Source organism: Mesorhizobium sp. M0833 (assembly GCF_040319905.1).
Classification (GTDB): Bacteria; Pseudomonadota; Alphaproteobacteria; order Rhizobiales; family Rhizobiaceae; genus Mesorhizobium.
This window is the reverse complement of the sequence record NZ_JAMYOQ010000021.1, coordinates 32536-48140: the sequence shown is the minus strand read 5'-3', so window position 1 is coordinate 48140 and position 15605 is coordinate 32536. Positions and strand designations below refer to the sequence as shown.

15 protein-coding genes and 1 pseudogene are annotated in these 15605 nt (G+C 60.8%); 8 read left to right on the top strand and 8 right to left on the bottom strand.

Annotation, left to right across the window (positions count from 1 at the left end):
- Positions 1-19: 19 nt before the first annotated feature.
- The 5 genes and pseudogenes from NKH98_RS22490 to NKH98_RS22470 all read left to right on the top strand — a co-directional run bounded on the left by NKH98_RS22490 (position 20) and on the right by NKH98_RS22470 (position 5530).
- On the top strand, positions 20-1057 hold the full coding sequence (locus NKH98_RS22490) for a GNAT family N-acetyltransferase (protein WP_352901768.1): 1038 nt from the start codon (positions 20-22) through the stop codon (positions 1055-1057).
- 11 nt (positions 1058-1068) lie between these two features.
- The gene (locus tag NKH98_RS22485) at positions 1069-2247 is read left to right on the top strand and encodes an alanine racemase (RefSeq protein ID WP_352901765.1); all 1179 of its coding nucleotides are present in this window, start codon (positions 1069-1071) and stop codon (positions 2245-2247) included.
- A 54-nt stretch (positions 2248-2301) separates the two neighbouring features.
- Positions 2302-3575, top strand: a pseudogene (locus NKH98_RS22480) (NAD(P)/FAD-dependent oxidoreductase).
- Positions 3572-5026, top strand: a complete 1455-nt coding sequence (locus NKH98_RS22475) for an aldehyde dehydrogenase family protein (protein WP_352901763.1) — start codon at positions 3572-3574, stop codon at positions 5024-5026. Before NKH98_RS22480 ends, NKH98_RS22475 begins: the two are co-directional and overlap by 4 nt.
- A gap of 285 nt (positions 5027-5311) precedes the next feature.
- Positions 5312-5530: a hypothetical protein gene (locus NKH98_RS22470; protein ID WP_352478687.1), complete on the top strand. Its 219-nt coding sequence runs from the start codon at positions 5312-5314 to the stop codon at positions 5528-5530.
- 265 nt (positions 5531-5795) lie between these two features.
- Here the strand turns inward: NKH98_RS22470 and NKH98_RS22465 are convergent, their stop codons facing one another.
- Positions 5796-5954: a hypothetical protein gene (locus NKH98_RS22465; protein WP_352901869.1), complete on the bottom strand. Its 159-nt coding sequence runs from the start codon at positions 5952-5954 to the stop codon at positions 5796-5798.
- Here NKH98_RS22465 and fghA point away from each other — a divergent pair.
- Positions 5898-6749, top strand: coding sequence for an S-formylglutathione hydrolase (fghA, locus tag NKH98_RS22460; protein ID WP_352901761.1), 852 nt, complete (start codon positions 5898-5900; stop codon positions 6747-6749). The genes NKH98_RS22465 and fghA overlap by 57 nt on opposite strands.
- A 22-nt stretch (positions 6750-6771) precedes the next feature.
- Here the strand turns inward: fghA and pqqE are convergent, their stop codons facing one another.
- From pqqE to NKH98_RS22425, 7 genes are all read right to left on the bottom strand, one after another.
- On the bottom strand, positions 6772-7893 hold the full coding sequence (gene pqqE, locus NKH98_RS22455; RefSeq protein ID WP_352478690.1) for a pyrroloquinoline quinone biosynthesis protein PqqE: 1122 nt from the start codon (positions 7891-7893) through the stop codon (positions 6772-6774).
- Entirely contained in the window at positions 7890-8186 is a 297-nt protein-coding gene (gene pqqD, locus NKH98_RS22450; protein ID WP_352646240.1) for a pyrroloquinoline quinone biosynthesis peptide chaperone PqqD, read from the bottom strand. Before pqqD ends, pqqE begins: the two co-directional genes overlap by 4 nt.
- The gene (pqqC, locus tag NKH98_RS22445; RefSeq protein WP_352901758.1) at positions 8183-8938 is read right to left on the bottom strand and encodes a pyrroloquinoline-quinone synthase PqqC; all 756 of its coding nucleotides are present in this window, start codon (positions 8936-8938) and stop codon (positions 8183-8185) included. Before pqqC ends, pqqD begins: the two co-directional genes overlap by 4 nt.
- On the bottom strand, positions 8935-9873 hold the full coding sequence (pqqB, locus tag NKH98_RS22440; protein WP_352901755.1) for a pyrroloquinoline quinone biosynthesis protein PqqB: 939 nt from the start codon (positions 9871-9873) through the stop codon (positions 8935-8937). Before pqqB ends, pqqC begins: the two co-directional genes overlap by 4 nt.
- A 464-nt stretch (positions 9874-10337) precedes the next feature.
- Positions 10338-11198: a quinoprotein dehydrogenase-associated putative ABC transporter substrate-binding protein gene (locus tag NKH98_RS22435; protein ID WP_352901752.1), complete on the bottom strand. Its 861-nt coding sequence runs from the start codon at positions 11196-11198 to the stop codon at positions 10338-10340.
- A gap of 1 nt (position 11199) precedes the next feature.
- Entirely contained in the window at positions 11200-11724 is a 525-nt protein-coding gene (locus NKH98_RS22430) for a c-type cytochrome, methanol metabolism-related (RefSeq protein WP_254819800.1), read from the bottom strand.
- A gap of 151 nt (positions 11725-11875) precedes the next feature.
- The gene (locus NKH98_RS22425) at positions 11876-13777 is read right to left on the bottom strand and encodes a methanol/ethanol family PQQ-dependent dehydrogenase (RefSeq protein ID WP_254819801.1); all 1902 of its coding nucleotides are present in this window, start codon (positions 13775-13777) and stop codon (positions 11876-11878) included.
- 671 nt (positions 13778-14448) lie between these two features.
- Here NKH98_RS22425 and NKH98_RS22420 point away from each other — a divergent pair.
- Together NKH98_RS22420 and NKH98_RS22415 are read left to right on the top strand one after the other, a co-directional pair.
- A complete protein-coding gene (locus NKH98_RS22420) occupies positions 14449-14802 on the top strand; it encodes a hypothetical protein (RefSeq protein ID WP_352803864.1) in 354 nt (117 codons plus the stop codon).
- 392 nt (positions 14803-15194) lie between these two features.
- The gene (locus NKH98_RS22415; RefSeq protein WP_352901749.1) at positions 15195-15575 is read left to right on the top strand and encodes a c-type cytochrome; all 381 of its coding nucleotides are present in this window, start codon (positions 15195-15197) and stop codon (positions 15573-15575) included.
- Positions 15576-15605: the final 30 nt, after the last annotated feature.

Below are 15605 nucleotides of genomic sequence, written 5' to 3'. Positions count from 1 at the left end.
CACGAAGTGGCGATTCAAGGTGCCAGGTATTCCTCGCCCGATTTGCACGATTTGGCATGCCGAGGAACTGCGTAAAACGAATAATAACGCTGATTTGACGGGGCAAAACAGCAGCGAAATCTGTCCGCCGGGCGCGACCCTAAGATCCGACTTCAATCCGACTCTGGATCAACTGACAGCGTTGCACCTTATGGCCTTTGAGCATGACAGAGATATCGTCAGCGCCCCGATCGAGCTGATGGAATTGGAAACCCGCCATTTGCCGGGCTCACTGAAGCTGTCGCAGGAGATGGCCTGGCCCTACCGTCAGGAGGATTGGGAATTTGCCCTGATGGTCGGCCATGGCCTGGTCCTTGAGCGGGCAGGACAGGTGATTGGCACGGCTATGTCCTGGACTTACGGACAGTCCTATGCCTCGGTCGGGATGATCATAGTTACTGGCTCCGCGCAAGGCGGTGGCAACGGGGCCCGGCTCTTTGATGGATTGCTTGAGGCGACACACGGTCGCAACCTGCTGCTCAACTCAACCGAAGAGGGGCTGGCGCTCTACAAGCGACGCGGCTTCACTGCCTGGGGCACGGTGCTTCAGCACCAGGGCTCGCTGGCTGTCGCTGTGACGCGGAGTACCCGCGAAGACGTCCGTCAAGCGACAGCCTCTGACCTAGCGGCGATCCAGGCCTTCGACGAACGGGCCACAGGCATGCCCCGGCTGGCGATGGTGGCTGCGCTCGCCGATGTGGGCAACGCATTGGTCATCGAGCGCAGGGGACGGATTGCAGGCTACGCTGTCGCCAGGAGGTTTGGCCGCGGCTATGTCGTCGGCCCTTGTGCAGCCGAGAGCGACCACGACGCGCGGCTTCTGATCCTGGCCCAGCTTTCGAAGCTTCACAATCAATTCGTTCGCATCGACGTCTATGCCGAGGATGGATTGGGCGGCTGGCTTGCGAGCCTTGGCCTGCAGCGGTCCGGCACTGCGACCGCCATGGTCAAAGGGCAACGACCCGTCGCAGAAGGGCCAGCCCATATGTATGCGTTGGCAAACCAGTCGTTCAATTAGGAAACGAGATTATGAACAAGATGGCCGCAAGCCTGGCGGTGAGCGAGACGGCTAGGACGATCGACGCCTTGGTCACGCCGGCGCTGCTTCTCGACCGTGGGCGGCTCGGACGCAACATTCAGCGCTTGGCTGGGCGCGCCAGGAAGCTTGGCGTGGTGCTGCGCCCGCATATGAAGACGGCCAAGAGCATCGATGTCGCCCGATACGCGTTTCACCTCGAACCCGGACCGATCACGGTCTCGACCATTGCCGAGGCGGAGTATTTCGCGGGCCATGGCTTTCGAGACATGACCTACGCGGTCGGCATCTCGACGGCCTCGGCCAAGCGGGCCATGGAGCTTTGTCGCCGCACCGGCGCTGATGTGAAGCTGTTGCTCGATTCGGTCGAGCAGGCCGATGCCCTGGCCAGCGTCCGCGAAGCCACCGGTATGACCCCATCCGTTTTCATCGAACTGGACTGCGATGACCATCGCGGTGGCTTGAGGCCGGACGACCCGAAGTTGCTCGACGTGGCCGGCAGTGTCGTCGCGGCCAGTGCCAAACTGGTCGGCGTTCTCGCCCATGCAGGCGAATCCTATGGCTTGAACACGCCCGATGCGCTGGTCAAGGCAGGCGAGAACGAGCGGTCAGCCACGGTGCGCGCCGCTGAAATCCTGCGCGCCCATGGCCATGCCTGCCCGATCGTCAGCGTCGGCTCGACCCCGACAGCGCATTTAGCCAGCAATCTTGAGGGGGTCACGGAGCTGCGTGCCGGCGTCTACATGTTCTTCGACCTGGTCCAGCACGGCGTTGGGGTGTGCGAACTCGATGACATCGCGATTTCCGTATTGGCCACGGTGATCGGGTCCAAGCCGGAAAAGGGATGGGTGCTGGTTGACGCCGGATGGATGGCGCTTTCGCGCGACCGGGGAACCGCAAACCAGCAGATCGACCAGGGTTACGGCGTGGTCTGCGACGAAAAGGGGCGGGTGCTTGAAGATGTGATCGTGGCCCAGGCCAGCCAGGAACACGGTATCCTCGCCATTCGTGCCGGTTCTGGAAAGTCCATGCCCGAGCTGCCGCTCGGGACTCGGGTCCGGATTCTGCCCAACCATGCGTGTGCGATGGCCGCACAGCATGATTTCTACAGCGTCGTCAACGGGGACAGCCCCAAGATTGAAGCGCGTTGGGAGCGGATGCGCGGCTGGTAGGCGCGCAACTAGCTCGGAGTCGCTCCACTCAAATCAGCACCGGTGGTCAAGAAAATGAAGTTTACCTCTTACTGGCTGGATACGTCTCAGCCGTTCAATGAAGGGTCGTCCAAACCGCTCGAAGGCCACTACGACGTGGCGATTGGGGGCGGCGGCTTGACCGGCTCCTCCGCCGCGCTGGCCCTTGCCAAAAAGGGCGCCCGGGTTGCCCTGTTGGAGGCCGAAACGATCGGCAATGCCGCGTCCGGCCGCAATGGCGGCATGTGCAACAACGGCTTTGCCCAGAACTATGCAATCATGGCTGGCAGGCACGGCAAGCCTGCCGCAAATGCGCTCTATAAGGCTTTCGACGCCGGCGTCGATATGGTCGAGCGGTTGGTGCAGGAAGAGAAGATCGACTGCAGCTTCTCCCGCGTCGGCAAGCTCAAGCTTGCCGCCAAGCCCGAGCACTACGACATGCTGGCGCGCAGCCAGGAACTACTGGCTGCCAATGTCGATCCCGACACCAGGATGATCGCGCGCGAGGACCTGCGAACTGAAGTCGGCACCAACCGCTACCATGGCGGGCTGCTCTTTCCCAAGAGCGCGGCCATGCATGTCGGCCGGTTCGTCCGGGGCCTCGCGACCGCCGCTGCCCGGCGTGGCGCAGAGGTCCATGAACGCTCGCCCGTCATGGCGATGCGCAAGGTTTCAGGCGGGCATGAGGTAACGACGCCAAGGGCAAGATCGTCGCGCGGCAGGTTCTGTTGGCAAGCGGCATTTCCCAGGTTGGCCCGCTCGGCTGGATCCGCCGGCGCATGATCCCGGTCGGTGCATTTCTGATCGTGACCGAGCCGCTGTCGCCTTCGCAACTCGAGCGCCTCATGCCGACCCGTCGCAATGTCGTCGACACGCGCAATCTCGTTGTCTACTGGCGGCTCACGCCGGACAATCGCCTTCTGTTCGGCGGGAGGGCGCGCTTTGCCGTGTCCAACCCTCAATCCGACGAAAAAAGCGGCCGGATACTCAAGGCGGCGATGGTCGAGGTCTTTCCGGAACTGGCCGGCACCCGCATCGACTACTGCTGGGGCGGCATGGTCGACATGACCCGCGATCGTCTGCCGCGCGCCGGAGAGCGCGATGGCATCTATTACTCGATGGGCTATAGCGGACACGGGACCCAGATGTCGACGTTGATGGGCACCATCATGGCCGACGTCATGGACGGGCGCCCCGAGCTCAATCCTTGGAAGGATTTCGATTGGCCAGCGATCCCCGGTTATTTCGGGCGCCCCTGGTTCCTGCCGATTGTCGGCGCCTATTACCGCATGAAGGATCTTGTAGGGTGATGACGCCTCTCGAACACCTGGCCCGCAACGGCCACCTGGACAAGTTCTTCATCGACGGTCAATGGGTTGAGTCGAGCGGCACCGCGACGGGCGTCGTCGTCAATCCCGCCACAGAAGAGGTTGTGAGCCAGTTTCCGCTTGGAAATGGCAAGGACGTTGACGCGGCCGTTGCAGCGGCCCGCCGGGCATTCGCCACCTGGAGTCGGACCACGGCAGAAGACCGCGCGGGTCTGCTCGATCGCCTGCAAGCGCTGCTCGAGGCGCGCGGCGAACTGCTGGCTCAATGCCTGAGCCTCGAAATGGGCGCGGCGATCGGCTATGCGCGCAGCGCCCAGGTGCCGCTGGCGATCACACATGTTAAGGTCGCTCGCGATGTGCTGACAGACTTTCGCTTCGTCAAGCAACGGGGGCAAACCGCCGTCACCCACGAACCGATCGGTGTCTGCGCCCTGATCACTCCGTGGAACTGGCCACTTTACCAGATCACCGCCAAGGTTTCGCCGGCGCTCGCTGCAGGCTGCACGATCGTGCTGAAGCCGAGTGAGCTTTCTCCCTTGGACGCCCTGCTATTCGCCGAGGCAATCGAGGAAGCCGGCTTCCCTGCCGGGGTTTTCAACCTCGTGCAAGGTGATGGTCCAGGCGTGGGTATGAGTCTCGCCTCCCATCCGGATGTCGACATGATCTCCATTACCGGGTCCACCCGCGCGGGCATTGCGGTGGCCCAGGCGGCAGCGACGACTGTCAAGCGCGTCGCGCAGGAGCTGGGCGGCAAGTCGCCCAACGTGATCCTGCCGGACGCAGATCTCGATCGCGCCGTTTCTCTGGGCGTAGCCGCCGCCTTCCGCAATCTCGGCCAGTCATGCAGCGCCCCGACGCGCATGATCGTGCCACGCCCGCGGCTCTCCGAGATCGAGGCAATCGCCAAAAGGGCCGCAGCCCAGATTGTCATTGGCGATCCTCTTTGCGAAGCCACTACTCATGGTGCAATCGCAAACCGTGCCCAATTCGACCGCATCCAAACCATGATCGGCGTCGGCATTTCTGAGGGCGCCAGGCTCCTCACCGGCGGACCGGGCCGTCCGCACGATCTGAACGTCGGGTTCTATGTGAGGCCGACCATCTTTTCCGACGTGCGCACGACCACGCGCATTGCCCAGGACGAGGTCTTCGGGCCAGTTCTCTGCATCATCCCCTACGACACAGTCGAGGAGGCCGTCACCATCGCAAATGACACCGTCTACGGTCTGGGGGCTCATGTGCAGGGCCAGGATCTGGACGCCGTCAGGGACGTGGCCTCGCGGATCCGCTCCGGTCAGGTGCATCTCAACTACCCGGCCTGGGATCCGCACGCCCCGTTTGGCGGTTTCAAGCAGTCTGGAAACGGACGCGAATATGGGATCGAGGGCATGTTGGAGTATCTCGAGGTAAAATCCATCCTCGGCTATTTCTAGGCGACATCTTCGCCCAGCGCAGGGGCGCCCGTGGGCCGAGCCGAGCGCCTGGACCGGGCTCGCGTACGTACCTGGCAATTTGACATGGCTCTGCAGCGCGCTAGCCATCTGCTGAGAAACCGGTGGAGGCCGCTAGCCAGGCTTGGTCGATCCCGAATGCCGTCGAAATTAGAGATGTCTGGCCGTAGCGGTCCAGCCGATCGAGTGTGTACGTTTTCGTACATCGATTTGGAACACAACCACGGATAGAGTACCATCCCTATGGGCAGCTATGGGGAGGGTTGGATGAGTAAGGTGCAGAGGGTCAGTCCGGTAGTAGAGCAGGCAATCGCCGCAGTCCTCAATAGGGAGGATCGTGGTGACACCATCTCGGTCACAGCGACATTAAACGCAGCACGGCAAGCCGCCCCTTATCTGGTCGCATCCGACGAAGAGCTGACCGAGGCGATCGTCGAGGCAGCAACTGCCCTGGGCCTGTCCGTGGCTTTCGACGCTCGGAAATAGCCGTCGGCTCACAGGGTGGCTAAGAGTCGGAAAGTTGGTGTCGTGCTTAGGAGCCCTCCTATTAGGAGGTAACTATCACCCGCAACACTTCCTTGCTCGGTCCCTGGTCACGCATGCTGCGAACCCACGCGATGACGCGTGCGTGCTCGTCCGCCATAGCCGCGTCGAACCTGCTGTCGCCGCTGAAAGCCACGGTGCATTTGCGCAGAGCTCGTCCCGGAATCATTGCTGAGGTACTGGGCAGTGTTGGCCATCCCGGCTCCGATCAAGAGCCCTGCGCGCCAGCCAGCCCACCAAGGTTGCCGCGATCGCCCACGATGTCGTAGAGGCTATGGTCGGCGGTCAAAAAATTGGCGGAGAAGAATATATGCCAGAGCACCTGAAACTCGTCTCGATTGCCAAGTCGCATGGCGGTGCCCAGCACGTTTACTCTCATCTGTCGACGAACTGCTCGTGCGAAATGACGTTTGCCATTTTCGTGCCTCCGCAGGCGCGGGAAAGGCGTTGCCCCGTGGTGTGGTACCTCTCCGGACTCACCTGCACGCATGCGAATGTAATGGAAAAAGGCGAATACAGACGTATTGCCGCCGAACTTGGCTTCATCGTCGTGTGTCCCGACACCAGCCCGCGTGGTGCCGGCATTCCAGATGAAAAGGACAATTGGCAGTTCGGCACCGGCGCCGGTTTCTACCTCGACGCCACGCAAGAGCCGTATGCCAAGAACTATCGCATGTATTCCTATATCGTCGAGGAACTGCCAGCCGTGATCGGGCGCGAATTTCCCGCCGATATGGCGCGCCAGTCGATCTTCGGCCATTCGATGGGCGGGCATGGCGCGCTGACGATCGCACTGAAAAATCCCGCGCGTTTCAGAAGTTGCTCGGCCTTCGCGCCGATTGTGCAACCAAGCACAGCCGGCTGGTCGAAGCCGGCTTTCCAAAAATATCTCGGCCTGGATGAGGCCTCGTGGCGGCGCTACGATGCCACTTCGCTCATCGAGGACGGATACCGTTTCCCGGAATTCCTGGTCGATCAGGGAACGTCAGACGGTTTCCTCAAGGAGGGCCTCAGGCCTTGGCTGCTCGAAGACGCGTGCTCCAAGGCAGGCATTCCGTTGAAATTGCGGATGCAGGATGACTACGATCACTCCTATTTTTTCATTTCGACATTCATGCAGGACCATATGACGTGGCATGCCGAACGGCTTTCACGAGGCTAAGGCCGTAGGAATAGGTCGGCAGTCAGGCCGGCTCGGTGACGACGCCGATACGCCGGTAGACGAACAGTTCGTCCTTCGAAGGAACCGTCGCAGCGCGCTGGGCTTCGTCGATCAGCATTGCCATGCGCGCATGGATCGGCGATTTCGCGCAAGCCGGGTCCGTCGCGGCGGCGTCGCCGGCGATTGCCATCGCCTGGCAGCGGCAGCCGCCCCAGTCGATCTCGCGCCGCTCACAGTTGCGGCAGGGCTCCTGCATCCAGTCCGTGCCTCGAAAGGCATTAAATGCCGGGGAATCGGTCCAGATCGCGGCCAGGCTGCGAGGTCCAAAACGCTCGAAGCTGAGCGACGGGATGGTCTGGGCGGCATGGCATGGCAGTACGGTGCCGTCTGGCGTCACCATGAAGGCGTCGCGCGCCCAGCCGCCCATGCACGGCTTGGGATAGATGGCGAAATAATCCGGCGTGACGAAATCGATGTTCATGATGCCGGTGAGCCGTTCGCGCGCCGCCGCGACGATCTCCGCCTGCCGATCGACGGCAGCACGCTCGGGCATCAGTTGATCGCGATTGGTCAGCGCCCAGCCGGCGTACTGCACGTTGGCTATCTCGAGACGCTCCGCATCCAGCGAAAGGGCCAGATCGATGAATTCCGGTACCTCCTCGATATTGTGGCGATGGATCGGCGCGTTGATGGTAAGCGGCAAGCCGGCCGCGCGGGCGCGGCGTGCCGTTTCCAGCTTCTTTTCGTGGCTGCCCCTGTGATTGCCGATGCGCTCGGTGGTCGCCGGCCGTGCGCCTTGAAAACTCAGTTGCAGATGGTCGAGCCCGGCTTCGGCAAATGCCTCGATGCGGCCATCCGCAATGCCGACGCCGGCAGTGATCAGGTTGGTGTAGACGCCGCGCGCCGAAAGCCCGGCGATCAATTGCTCAAGATCGCGACGCAGCGTCGGTTCACCGCCAGACAGATGCACCTGGAGAACGCCAAGATCGGCCGCCTGCGAGAACAAGTCGAGCCAGCTCTGCGTGTCGAGTTCGCGATTGGCCTTCAGCAATTCGAGCGGGTTGGAGCAATAGGGGCATTGCAGCGGGCAGCGATGCGTCAGTTCCGCCAGCATGCCGATCGGGGGGAGAGGGGGCTCGCTCATAGCTTCACCAGCAGCTTGTCCGACCATTCCTGCAGGAAGGCAATGACATCGGCCGCCACAGCCTCCTGTTCGGCATCATAATCTGCGGCAAGGCCGGCAATGATGTGGCCGACCGTGGACCGCCCATCGCAGCGGCGCAATATGTCGAGGCTGATGTCGTTTGGCCAGAACACCTTTTCAGGCGAAAGCACGGCGAACGCCTGGCGCCCGGGGTCATACTGTATGCGCACGTGCTTAGGCAGCGATGGAACCGACAGCGGCGACACCATGGCTCTTTCGCGCAGTGCCATCATGGGGCCTCCGGACGGAAGGCGCCGGGCGGGATATTGCCCGGCTCGCCATAGGCGTGTTGAAGCGCGTCGAGCATGGCCCAGAGTATATCGCATTTGAACACGAGTGCATCGATCGCCCGCTGCTGGCGTTCCGCCGTGTCGGCATGTTCGAGCACATAGGCAAGAGCGAAGTCGGCGTCGCGTGAGGCCTGTTCGGGCCGTCGGCTGAAATAGGCCAGCGTGTCCTCGGTGATATAATCGTACCTGGCCAGCATCGCGGGTACCCGCTCGCCGATGATGAGCGGCGAGAACATCTCGGTCAGCGACGACGCGACCGCCTCCAGCAGGGTCCGGTTCGTGCAAAAAGAGAGGTAAGCGCCAACCGCAAAACGTGTCGCCGGCAGGGCCAGCCTCTCGCTCTTCACCGCTTCGGCATCCAGACCGAGCGAGGTCGCCAGGTGCAACCAGCGCGCAATACCGCCGCTCCAGCCGTCCTCGCCGTCATGATCCTCGATGCGTTTGCGCCAGGCGGCGCGAAACGCCGGATCCTCGGCATGCGCGAGGATCATGGCATCCTTGCGCGGAATGACAGCCTGATAGCAATAGCGGTTCAGCGCCCAGGCCTGCATCTCGGTCCTCGACAACGCACCGCTGGTCATCCTGTGATGGAAAGGATGGCGGTTGTGATAGCGTTCGGCACCGACCTGCCGCAGCACGGCTTCGAGCTCTCTGGAGGACAGGCTGTTGCTGGCGGCGTCGTGGAAATCACTCAAAGTTCCATCTCCATCCCGTCGCGGGCCACTTCCCAGCCAGCCGCTGCGACTGCTGCATGCTCGGGAGAATTCTCGTCCAGAACAGGATTGGTGTTGTTGATGTGGACGAAGACACGACGGCCGATCCTCACATCGGCCAAGCCGGCGATCGACCCTGCGTCTCCCGACATTGCCAGATGCCCCATGCGCGCACCGGTCTTTTCGCCGACGCCGGCAGCAATCAACTCGTCGTCGGTGAAGACCGTGCCGTCGAACAGAAGGCATGCGGCATCGGCTAGACGCGTGCGCAGGGTCGCATCGATGCGGGCGCAGCCGGGGATGTAGAAGACGGAGCCGCGACTGCCGGAACCGGCGATACGGACGCCGATCGTGTCGCCGGCGTCAGAGCTGAAATTCGCATCCGGCTGACCTCTTTCTTCGAGATAGAGCGCTATCTTCCCGGGCACGGGAAAGCTCTCGACAGCCACGCCGGTGTCGTGGCCGTCTGCGTCGCAGATCGCCAGTTCTTGCGCCAATGGCAAGATGCGTCGCGGCACGAGCGCCGGATCGAGGACATTGAAAATCGAATTCGCCTCCAGCGTCGCCAGAACCTGTGTCGTTGCATAGATAGCGAAAGGCTGCCGCTCACGCAGGCTGAGCAGGCCGGCGATATGATCGACATCGGCATTGGTCAGTACCACCGCGCGAATGGGCGTCGAGCGCAGCGGCGCATCGTGCGCGGGCTGCAATTCAGGCGTCGCCGCGATCTGCTGGCGAATGTCGGGTGACGCGTTGAACAGAACCCAGCCGAGCCCATCCGCCGACGCGGCGACACTTGATTGGGTTCGTGAATGCACGCCAGCCATCCCGGTGCGAGCCGCACGGCTCAGACGATAATTGCAGTTCCACTGCGGAAAGCCACCGCCGGCCGCCGATCCGATGATTCTCAAGCGCATGAAAACGCCCGCCCCGCGGCTTCCCTGACCACCAGCAGCCAATTTGCAGCCGCAAAAAACGTCCCGCTCGCTTTGCGTGCCTCAAGATCTTTCACGAAAACCCATGCGGCAAGGGGATGCGTGCCCCTGTTGCCAGGGACACGCACCTCTGCGGCCTACTTCTTGGGAGTAATCTCAGCAGGCAGATACCGCGAAATTTCAAAGCCCGCAGCAACCTGACACATCGTCGGTTTTGTCCAGCTCTTCTTCATAACATTTCTCCTCTTCTACCAGCCCGAAGGGGCCGATCCGGTGGTTAGCCAACCATTGCAGCGCACCGAAGCAATGGCTCGTCCATCACGTCTCAAATGGACAAATGAAACACAAGGTTTTGAAAGGCCGAAAAACAAAACGATCGAAAATAGCTGTAGCCTTCACTTCAATTGTTCATCGCGCAGGTTTGTACTCCTCCTGACCCATCCCGACTATTGCGTAATCGGATTATCGTGCTCGTCGATCAGCGGCACATTATAACCCAGCAGGAGCTTGGTGATCTCCGCCTGGTTCTCCCTGATCACCCGGTTGAGCGTCCGCTTCCATTCCTGGTCGGACGGACGTATGCCCATGGTGATGCGGTAGGACATGCGCGAGCCTTTCTTTTCCTTCAGCAGCGGAACAATGGTGATATCGGCTCCGAGTTCCCTGGCATAGTAACCTGCCATCGGCCCCCACAGGACCGCCGCGTCAATCTTGCCGGCCAGCATGTCCTTGATCATGACCTCCCCCATCGAAGGAGTGACGCGCGTATCCACCGCGAGTGGATAGATCTTGGCGGTCCGCAGAAGCTTGTTGGCGGCCATGTTGGCGGTTGGCGGCGTGCTTTCGACGACGCCGATTCTCTTGCCGGAAAGTTTCGGGTCTTCGATCGTCTCGATGCCTTCCATGCCCTTGCCTTCGGGGTATACGAGCACATAGGCGGAGCGATAGTAGGCGTTGGTGTTCTGCACCAGTTCGTCGCCTTGGGCGTAGCCCATGATGATGTCGCATCGGTTGGCCCCCAGCGTGTTGCGCACAAAGCCGACGACAGTGGGAAACCATGTGTAGGCGACTGATTTCCGCCCCGTCTTCTTGGCAACCAGTTCAGCCAGCTTGTTTTCGAAGCCTTGGCCGTTCTTGTCGGTAAAAGGCATGTTCGAGGGATCGGCGCAGACGCGCAGAATGTTGGGATCCACCAGTTCGCCCGCAGCGCCAAGTCCGGCATTTTGCGCCAGAACGTTCGACGCCAGCAAGGCGAGCGCGCCGAGGATCGGCAGAACGACGCGCAGCTTCGATGCAGTATTGGTCATATCATCCACCCATGCAGGATGCTTCGGCATCCTTGGCTGCCTGAGCCTTGTTTTCGTGCTTGGGCGGCCTGCCGCGGGGTGCCGCGCCATCAGCGCGCGCGCGCAGATAGACGTAGAGATCGTCCAGGTAACAATAGACGTTCTTGTTGTCGCCAAAGGCAGGCATGACGTTTTCCTTGCCGCCGCCGACATTCTTGCGGCCCTCGGCGACGATCGAGAGGAACGTGGCGTAGTCCATGGTTTTCAGACTATTGACCAGGGCAGGCGCATAGCTCGAACCTGTTGCGTCCTGCCCGTGACAGACATGGCAATCGGAGTGATATCGGCGGTACCCGCTGAAGGTGTACCAATCGACGGTTCCGTTTTCGATCTTGTAGGTCGGATTTCCGTCCGCATCTAGATATTTGCCTCCTTCTTGCTTCACCGCCTTGGCTTTTTCCATGCTGTCTTCGGCCCGTGCCAGAGTTGAGCTGGCCACAGGCAGCAGGACTAGGGCGAGAGCGGAAACTGCAATGCGAACGATCATTCAGACTCTTCCTTCATCTGCCAGGGACACTGGCTGCCGTCGTGCAGCGGCATTGATCGGTGTTGGGTGGGCGCAATCGAGAGCCCGGTTCCCGGCTTAGGGTGACCCGGGCTCTCGTTTTCGAACCTAGTCGTAAGGCTCTTCCCGGTTATCAGTCCGGGAGGCCGAAGACGGTGAGCTGGCCGCCCAGCGTCGTATAGTCGGCAAGTGCCGCGTAGCCGCCGACGGCACCCAGGCCGGCGGTTCCAACCACTGCGGCCTGGTCGCCCTGCTCACGGCCCTGATCAACGGCGCCATGCCAGGCAGCGGCGTTATCGGGCGAAAGCAGCCCACCTGCCAGACCGATACCGGCCCATCCACCGACGCCGGACAGAACGGCGATGTACTGCTTGCCGTCATGCTCGTAGGTCGTGATGTTGCCGATGATGCCGGACGGGGTCTTGAACTTGTAGAGTTCCTTGCCGTCCTTATCGACCGCCTTGATGTAGCCTTCGAGGGTACCATAGAAGACGACGTCGCCATCTGTCGCCAATGCGCCCGACCACACCGAGAACTGCTCGGGCTTCGACCAGACGATCTCACCCTTGGCTGCATCCCAGGCAATGAAGTTGCCCATGTTGCCGTCACCGCCGGGCGCCGCATACATCGACACGGTGGCGCCCACATAGGGCTGACCGGCGGTGTAGCTCACTTTGTAAGGCTCATAGTCCATGCAGACATGGTTGGTCGGCACGTAGAACAACCCGGTCTTCGGCGAGTAGGCGGCCGGCTGCTGGTCCTTGGTTCCAAGCGCGGCCGGGCAGATACCGGTCGAGTTGGTGTCTTCGCCGTTCTGCTGGGTCGAATACTTGGCGACGACCTGCGGGCGGCCATACTGGTCGCTCTTGGGATCCATGTTGACTTCCGTCGCCCAGTTCACTGCCGGATCGTATTTTTTGGCGACGAGAAGTTCGCCGGTGGCGCGATCCATCGTGTAGGCAAAGCCGTTGCGGTCGAAATGCACCAGCACGTCGTGCTTGGCGCCGTTGACCTCCATGCCATCGACGAGAATCATCTCGTTGATGCCGTCATAGTCCCACTCGTCATGCGGGGTCATCTGGTAGAGCCATTTGGCAACACCGGTATCGGCGTCGCGAGCCATGATTGTCATGGACCAGCGATTGTCGCCTGGGCGCTGGACCGGGTTCCACGTCGAGGGATTGCCGGTGCCGTAATAGACCAGGTTCAGCTTGGGATCATAGGAATACCATCCCCATGTCGTTCCGCCGCCCGTCTTCCACTGTTCGCCTTCCCAGGTGTTGGTGCCGGAATCCTTTCCGACGGGCTTGCCGAGATGGGTCGTCTTCTCGGGATCGAGAAGGGTGTCTGCATCAGGACCTTCCGAATAGGCTTTCCAGGCAAGCTTGCCGTCTTTCAGATTGTAGGCGGCCAGCCAGCCGCGAACACCGAATTCAGCACCGGAGACGCCCACGAGCACCTTGTCCTTGATGACCACGGGTGCCGACGTGCCGGATTCGCCCTTTCCGCCGTCGGTCTGGTCGCCGTTCTTGACAGACCAGACGACCTTGCCGGTCTTGGCATCGAGCGCGACGACGGTGGTGTCGGCCTGGTTGAGAATGATCTTGCCGTCGCCATACGCGACACCGCGATTGACCGTGTCGCAGCACATGATCGGAATGACGTTCGAGTCCTGCTTGGGCTCGTATTTCCACAGGATCTTGCCGTCGTTCTTGAGGTCGAGAGCATAGACGTTGTTTGGGAAAGGCGTGTGGACATACATCACATCGCCGATGATCAGCGGCCCGCCTTCGTGACCGCGCAGCACGCCGGTGGAAAAGCTCCATTTGACCTGCAGGTTCTTTACATTGTCCGCAGTGATCTGGTTGAGTTTGGAATAGCGGGTGTTGGCGTAGTCACCCGTCTGCATCGCCCAGTTCTTCGCATCTGATGCGAGCTTTGCAAGGTCTTCATTGGCCGAAGCCGTATAGGCAGCGCCTAGCGACAAAAAAGCCGCGGTCGTCAGTATGTAGGTAGTTTTCGCAAGTACACGCATCCGAAATCCTCCCGAGGTTCACAGTGACGAATCGACCGTCAAGCCCACAAGGGGCCTGCCCAAGCGATTCATGTGGGGAAGTAATTTCCGGCAGCTGTCACGACCTACCCCGACAAGCAGAGGGCACGTTATTGCCCGCCCCACTTGGCCTTCGAAAGACTGCCACCGCTCCCTGACAATGGCGCTCTTGAAGCCGGAAACAGGGAAAAAGCTATGTCATCGCTAAAGGCCAAGCAAGCAAAAACCCTGAGGTGATGTTGCGGTGCAATATCTATTATGGTGCGTCGCAGTATAAAGACACAAACAAGAGAAGTATCCTGTGCGGAACTATTGAGAGAATGACTGGCGGCGACGACATATATAATATCCATATCGTTGTCGTATTATTGATGAAATTCGGGTTGGAATTTATTTCCATGTAATTTACAAGGTCGCTTCGAGGTAAGTATGCGTACGCCTGGTTGGTTGCCGATAGTGGGCGAGGCATGAAATGACCGCTGGAAGCGGGGTGTGCAGCGGGCCGTGAATCCGCCTCTTGCCGGTCGACAGGGCATTCCTCCTTTGGTCCTATAAGCAGGCCATGGGAGCTTGACTGGCTTTGCGGTACGTCGCCAACTAGGGCGATGATCCTGTCCGGATACATCGTGCCCAGGCCAACTGGAGGTTCCCTCATGATCAGATCTGTTGGATCTTTTATCCTACCGCTGGTCTTTTCGGCGACTCTGGCCTTTGCGAACCCGGCCAGCGCCGCGGGAGACTACCCGACGGCAACGATTGCAGACTACGTGCTCGGCTGCATGCAAACAAATGGCCAGACACGTCAGGCGCTTGAAAGCTGTTCGTGCTCGATCGATGTTATCGCCTCGATCCTCCCCTACGATCACTATGAGAGGGCGGAGACCTTCAAAAGTATGTCGTTGACGACAGGGGAGGCGGCAGGGTTGTTTCGCGAAAGCGCGCCAGCTCAGGCGGCGCGGGCGGAACTGAAACGCGCGCAGGCTGAAGCCGACGTACGCTGCTTTTAGTCAGGCGGAACAGGCACGCGTGGCGGTGCCTCACAGGGCCGCCATTTCTATTGGCCATTGGCTGCGAAATAACTTGCAATCCGCATTCGAGCCGTAAGGCGACCAGGTCACGCCCGGAAGGTTTTGGTGGACGACAGCAAAAGGTCGCTCTCACAACCGGCTTTGAGGCGAGGATGGCGGCTGCCTCCACAGCCGACAAGCGCGGCGAAACAGGACCTTTGTACGATTGACGTCCTTCATCGGCAGTCTAGCTTTTCGAGGCGTGTAGGTGCTGCCGGTCCCGGGGGAAAGGACGAATAGTTCGCTCTCCCGCACAAAAACGGATGCCGGCGGCCAAGGCATCGACACGCGTAAATTATCCAGGGCACTCACACGATCAATGAGGAAATGCCATGCGCGCAGTCGCGTTTTTCACCGCCGTGTCCGTCGCTACCTTTGTCACCACCCAGTCTTGGGCCCAGGCTGCCGCGGCGGGTGAGAAGGTCTTCGCCAAATGCAAGGTCTGCCACGTCGCAGACAAGGACCAGAACAAGGTCGGTCCGTCGTTGAACGGCGTCATCGGCCGAACGGCCGGGACGCATCCGGGGTTCAGCTATTCCAAGGCGATGACCGAGGCCGGAAAATCCGGCGTTAAATGGGACGAAGCCACGCTGACCAACTATCTTCGCGATCCCAAGGCGATGGTCAAAGGAACGAAGATGGCGTTTGTCGGCCTCAAGAAGGACGAGGACATCGCCAATGTCATTGCCTACCTGAAGCAATTCTCCAAATAACCCGGTACCGCCGGCCATTTGGAGTGCGCC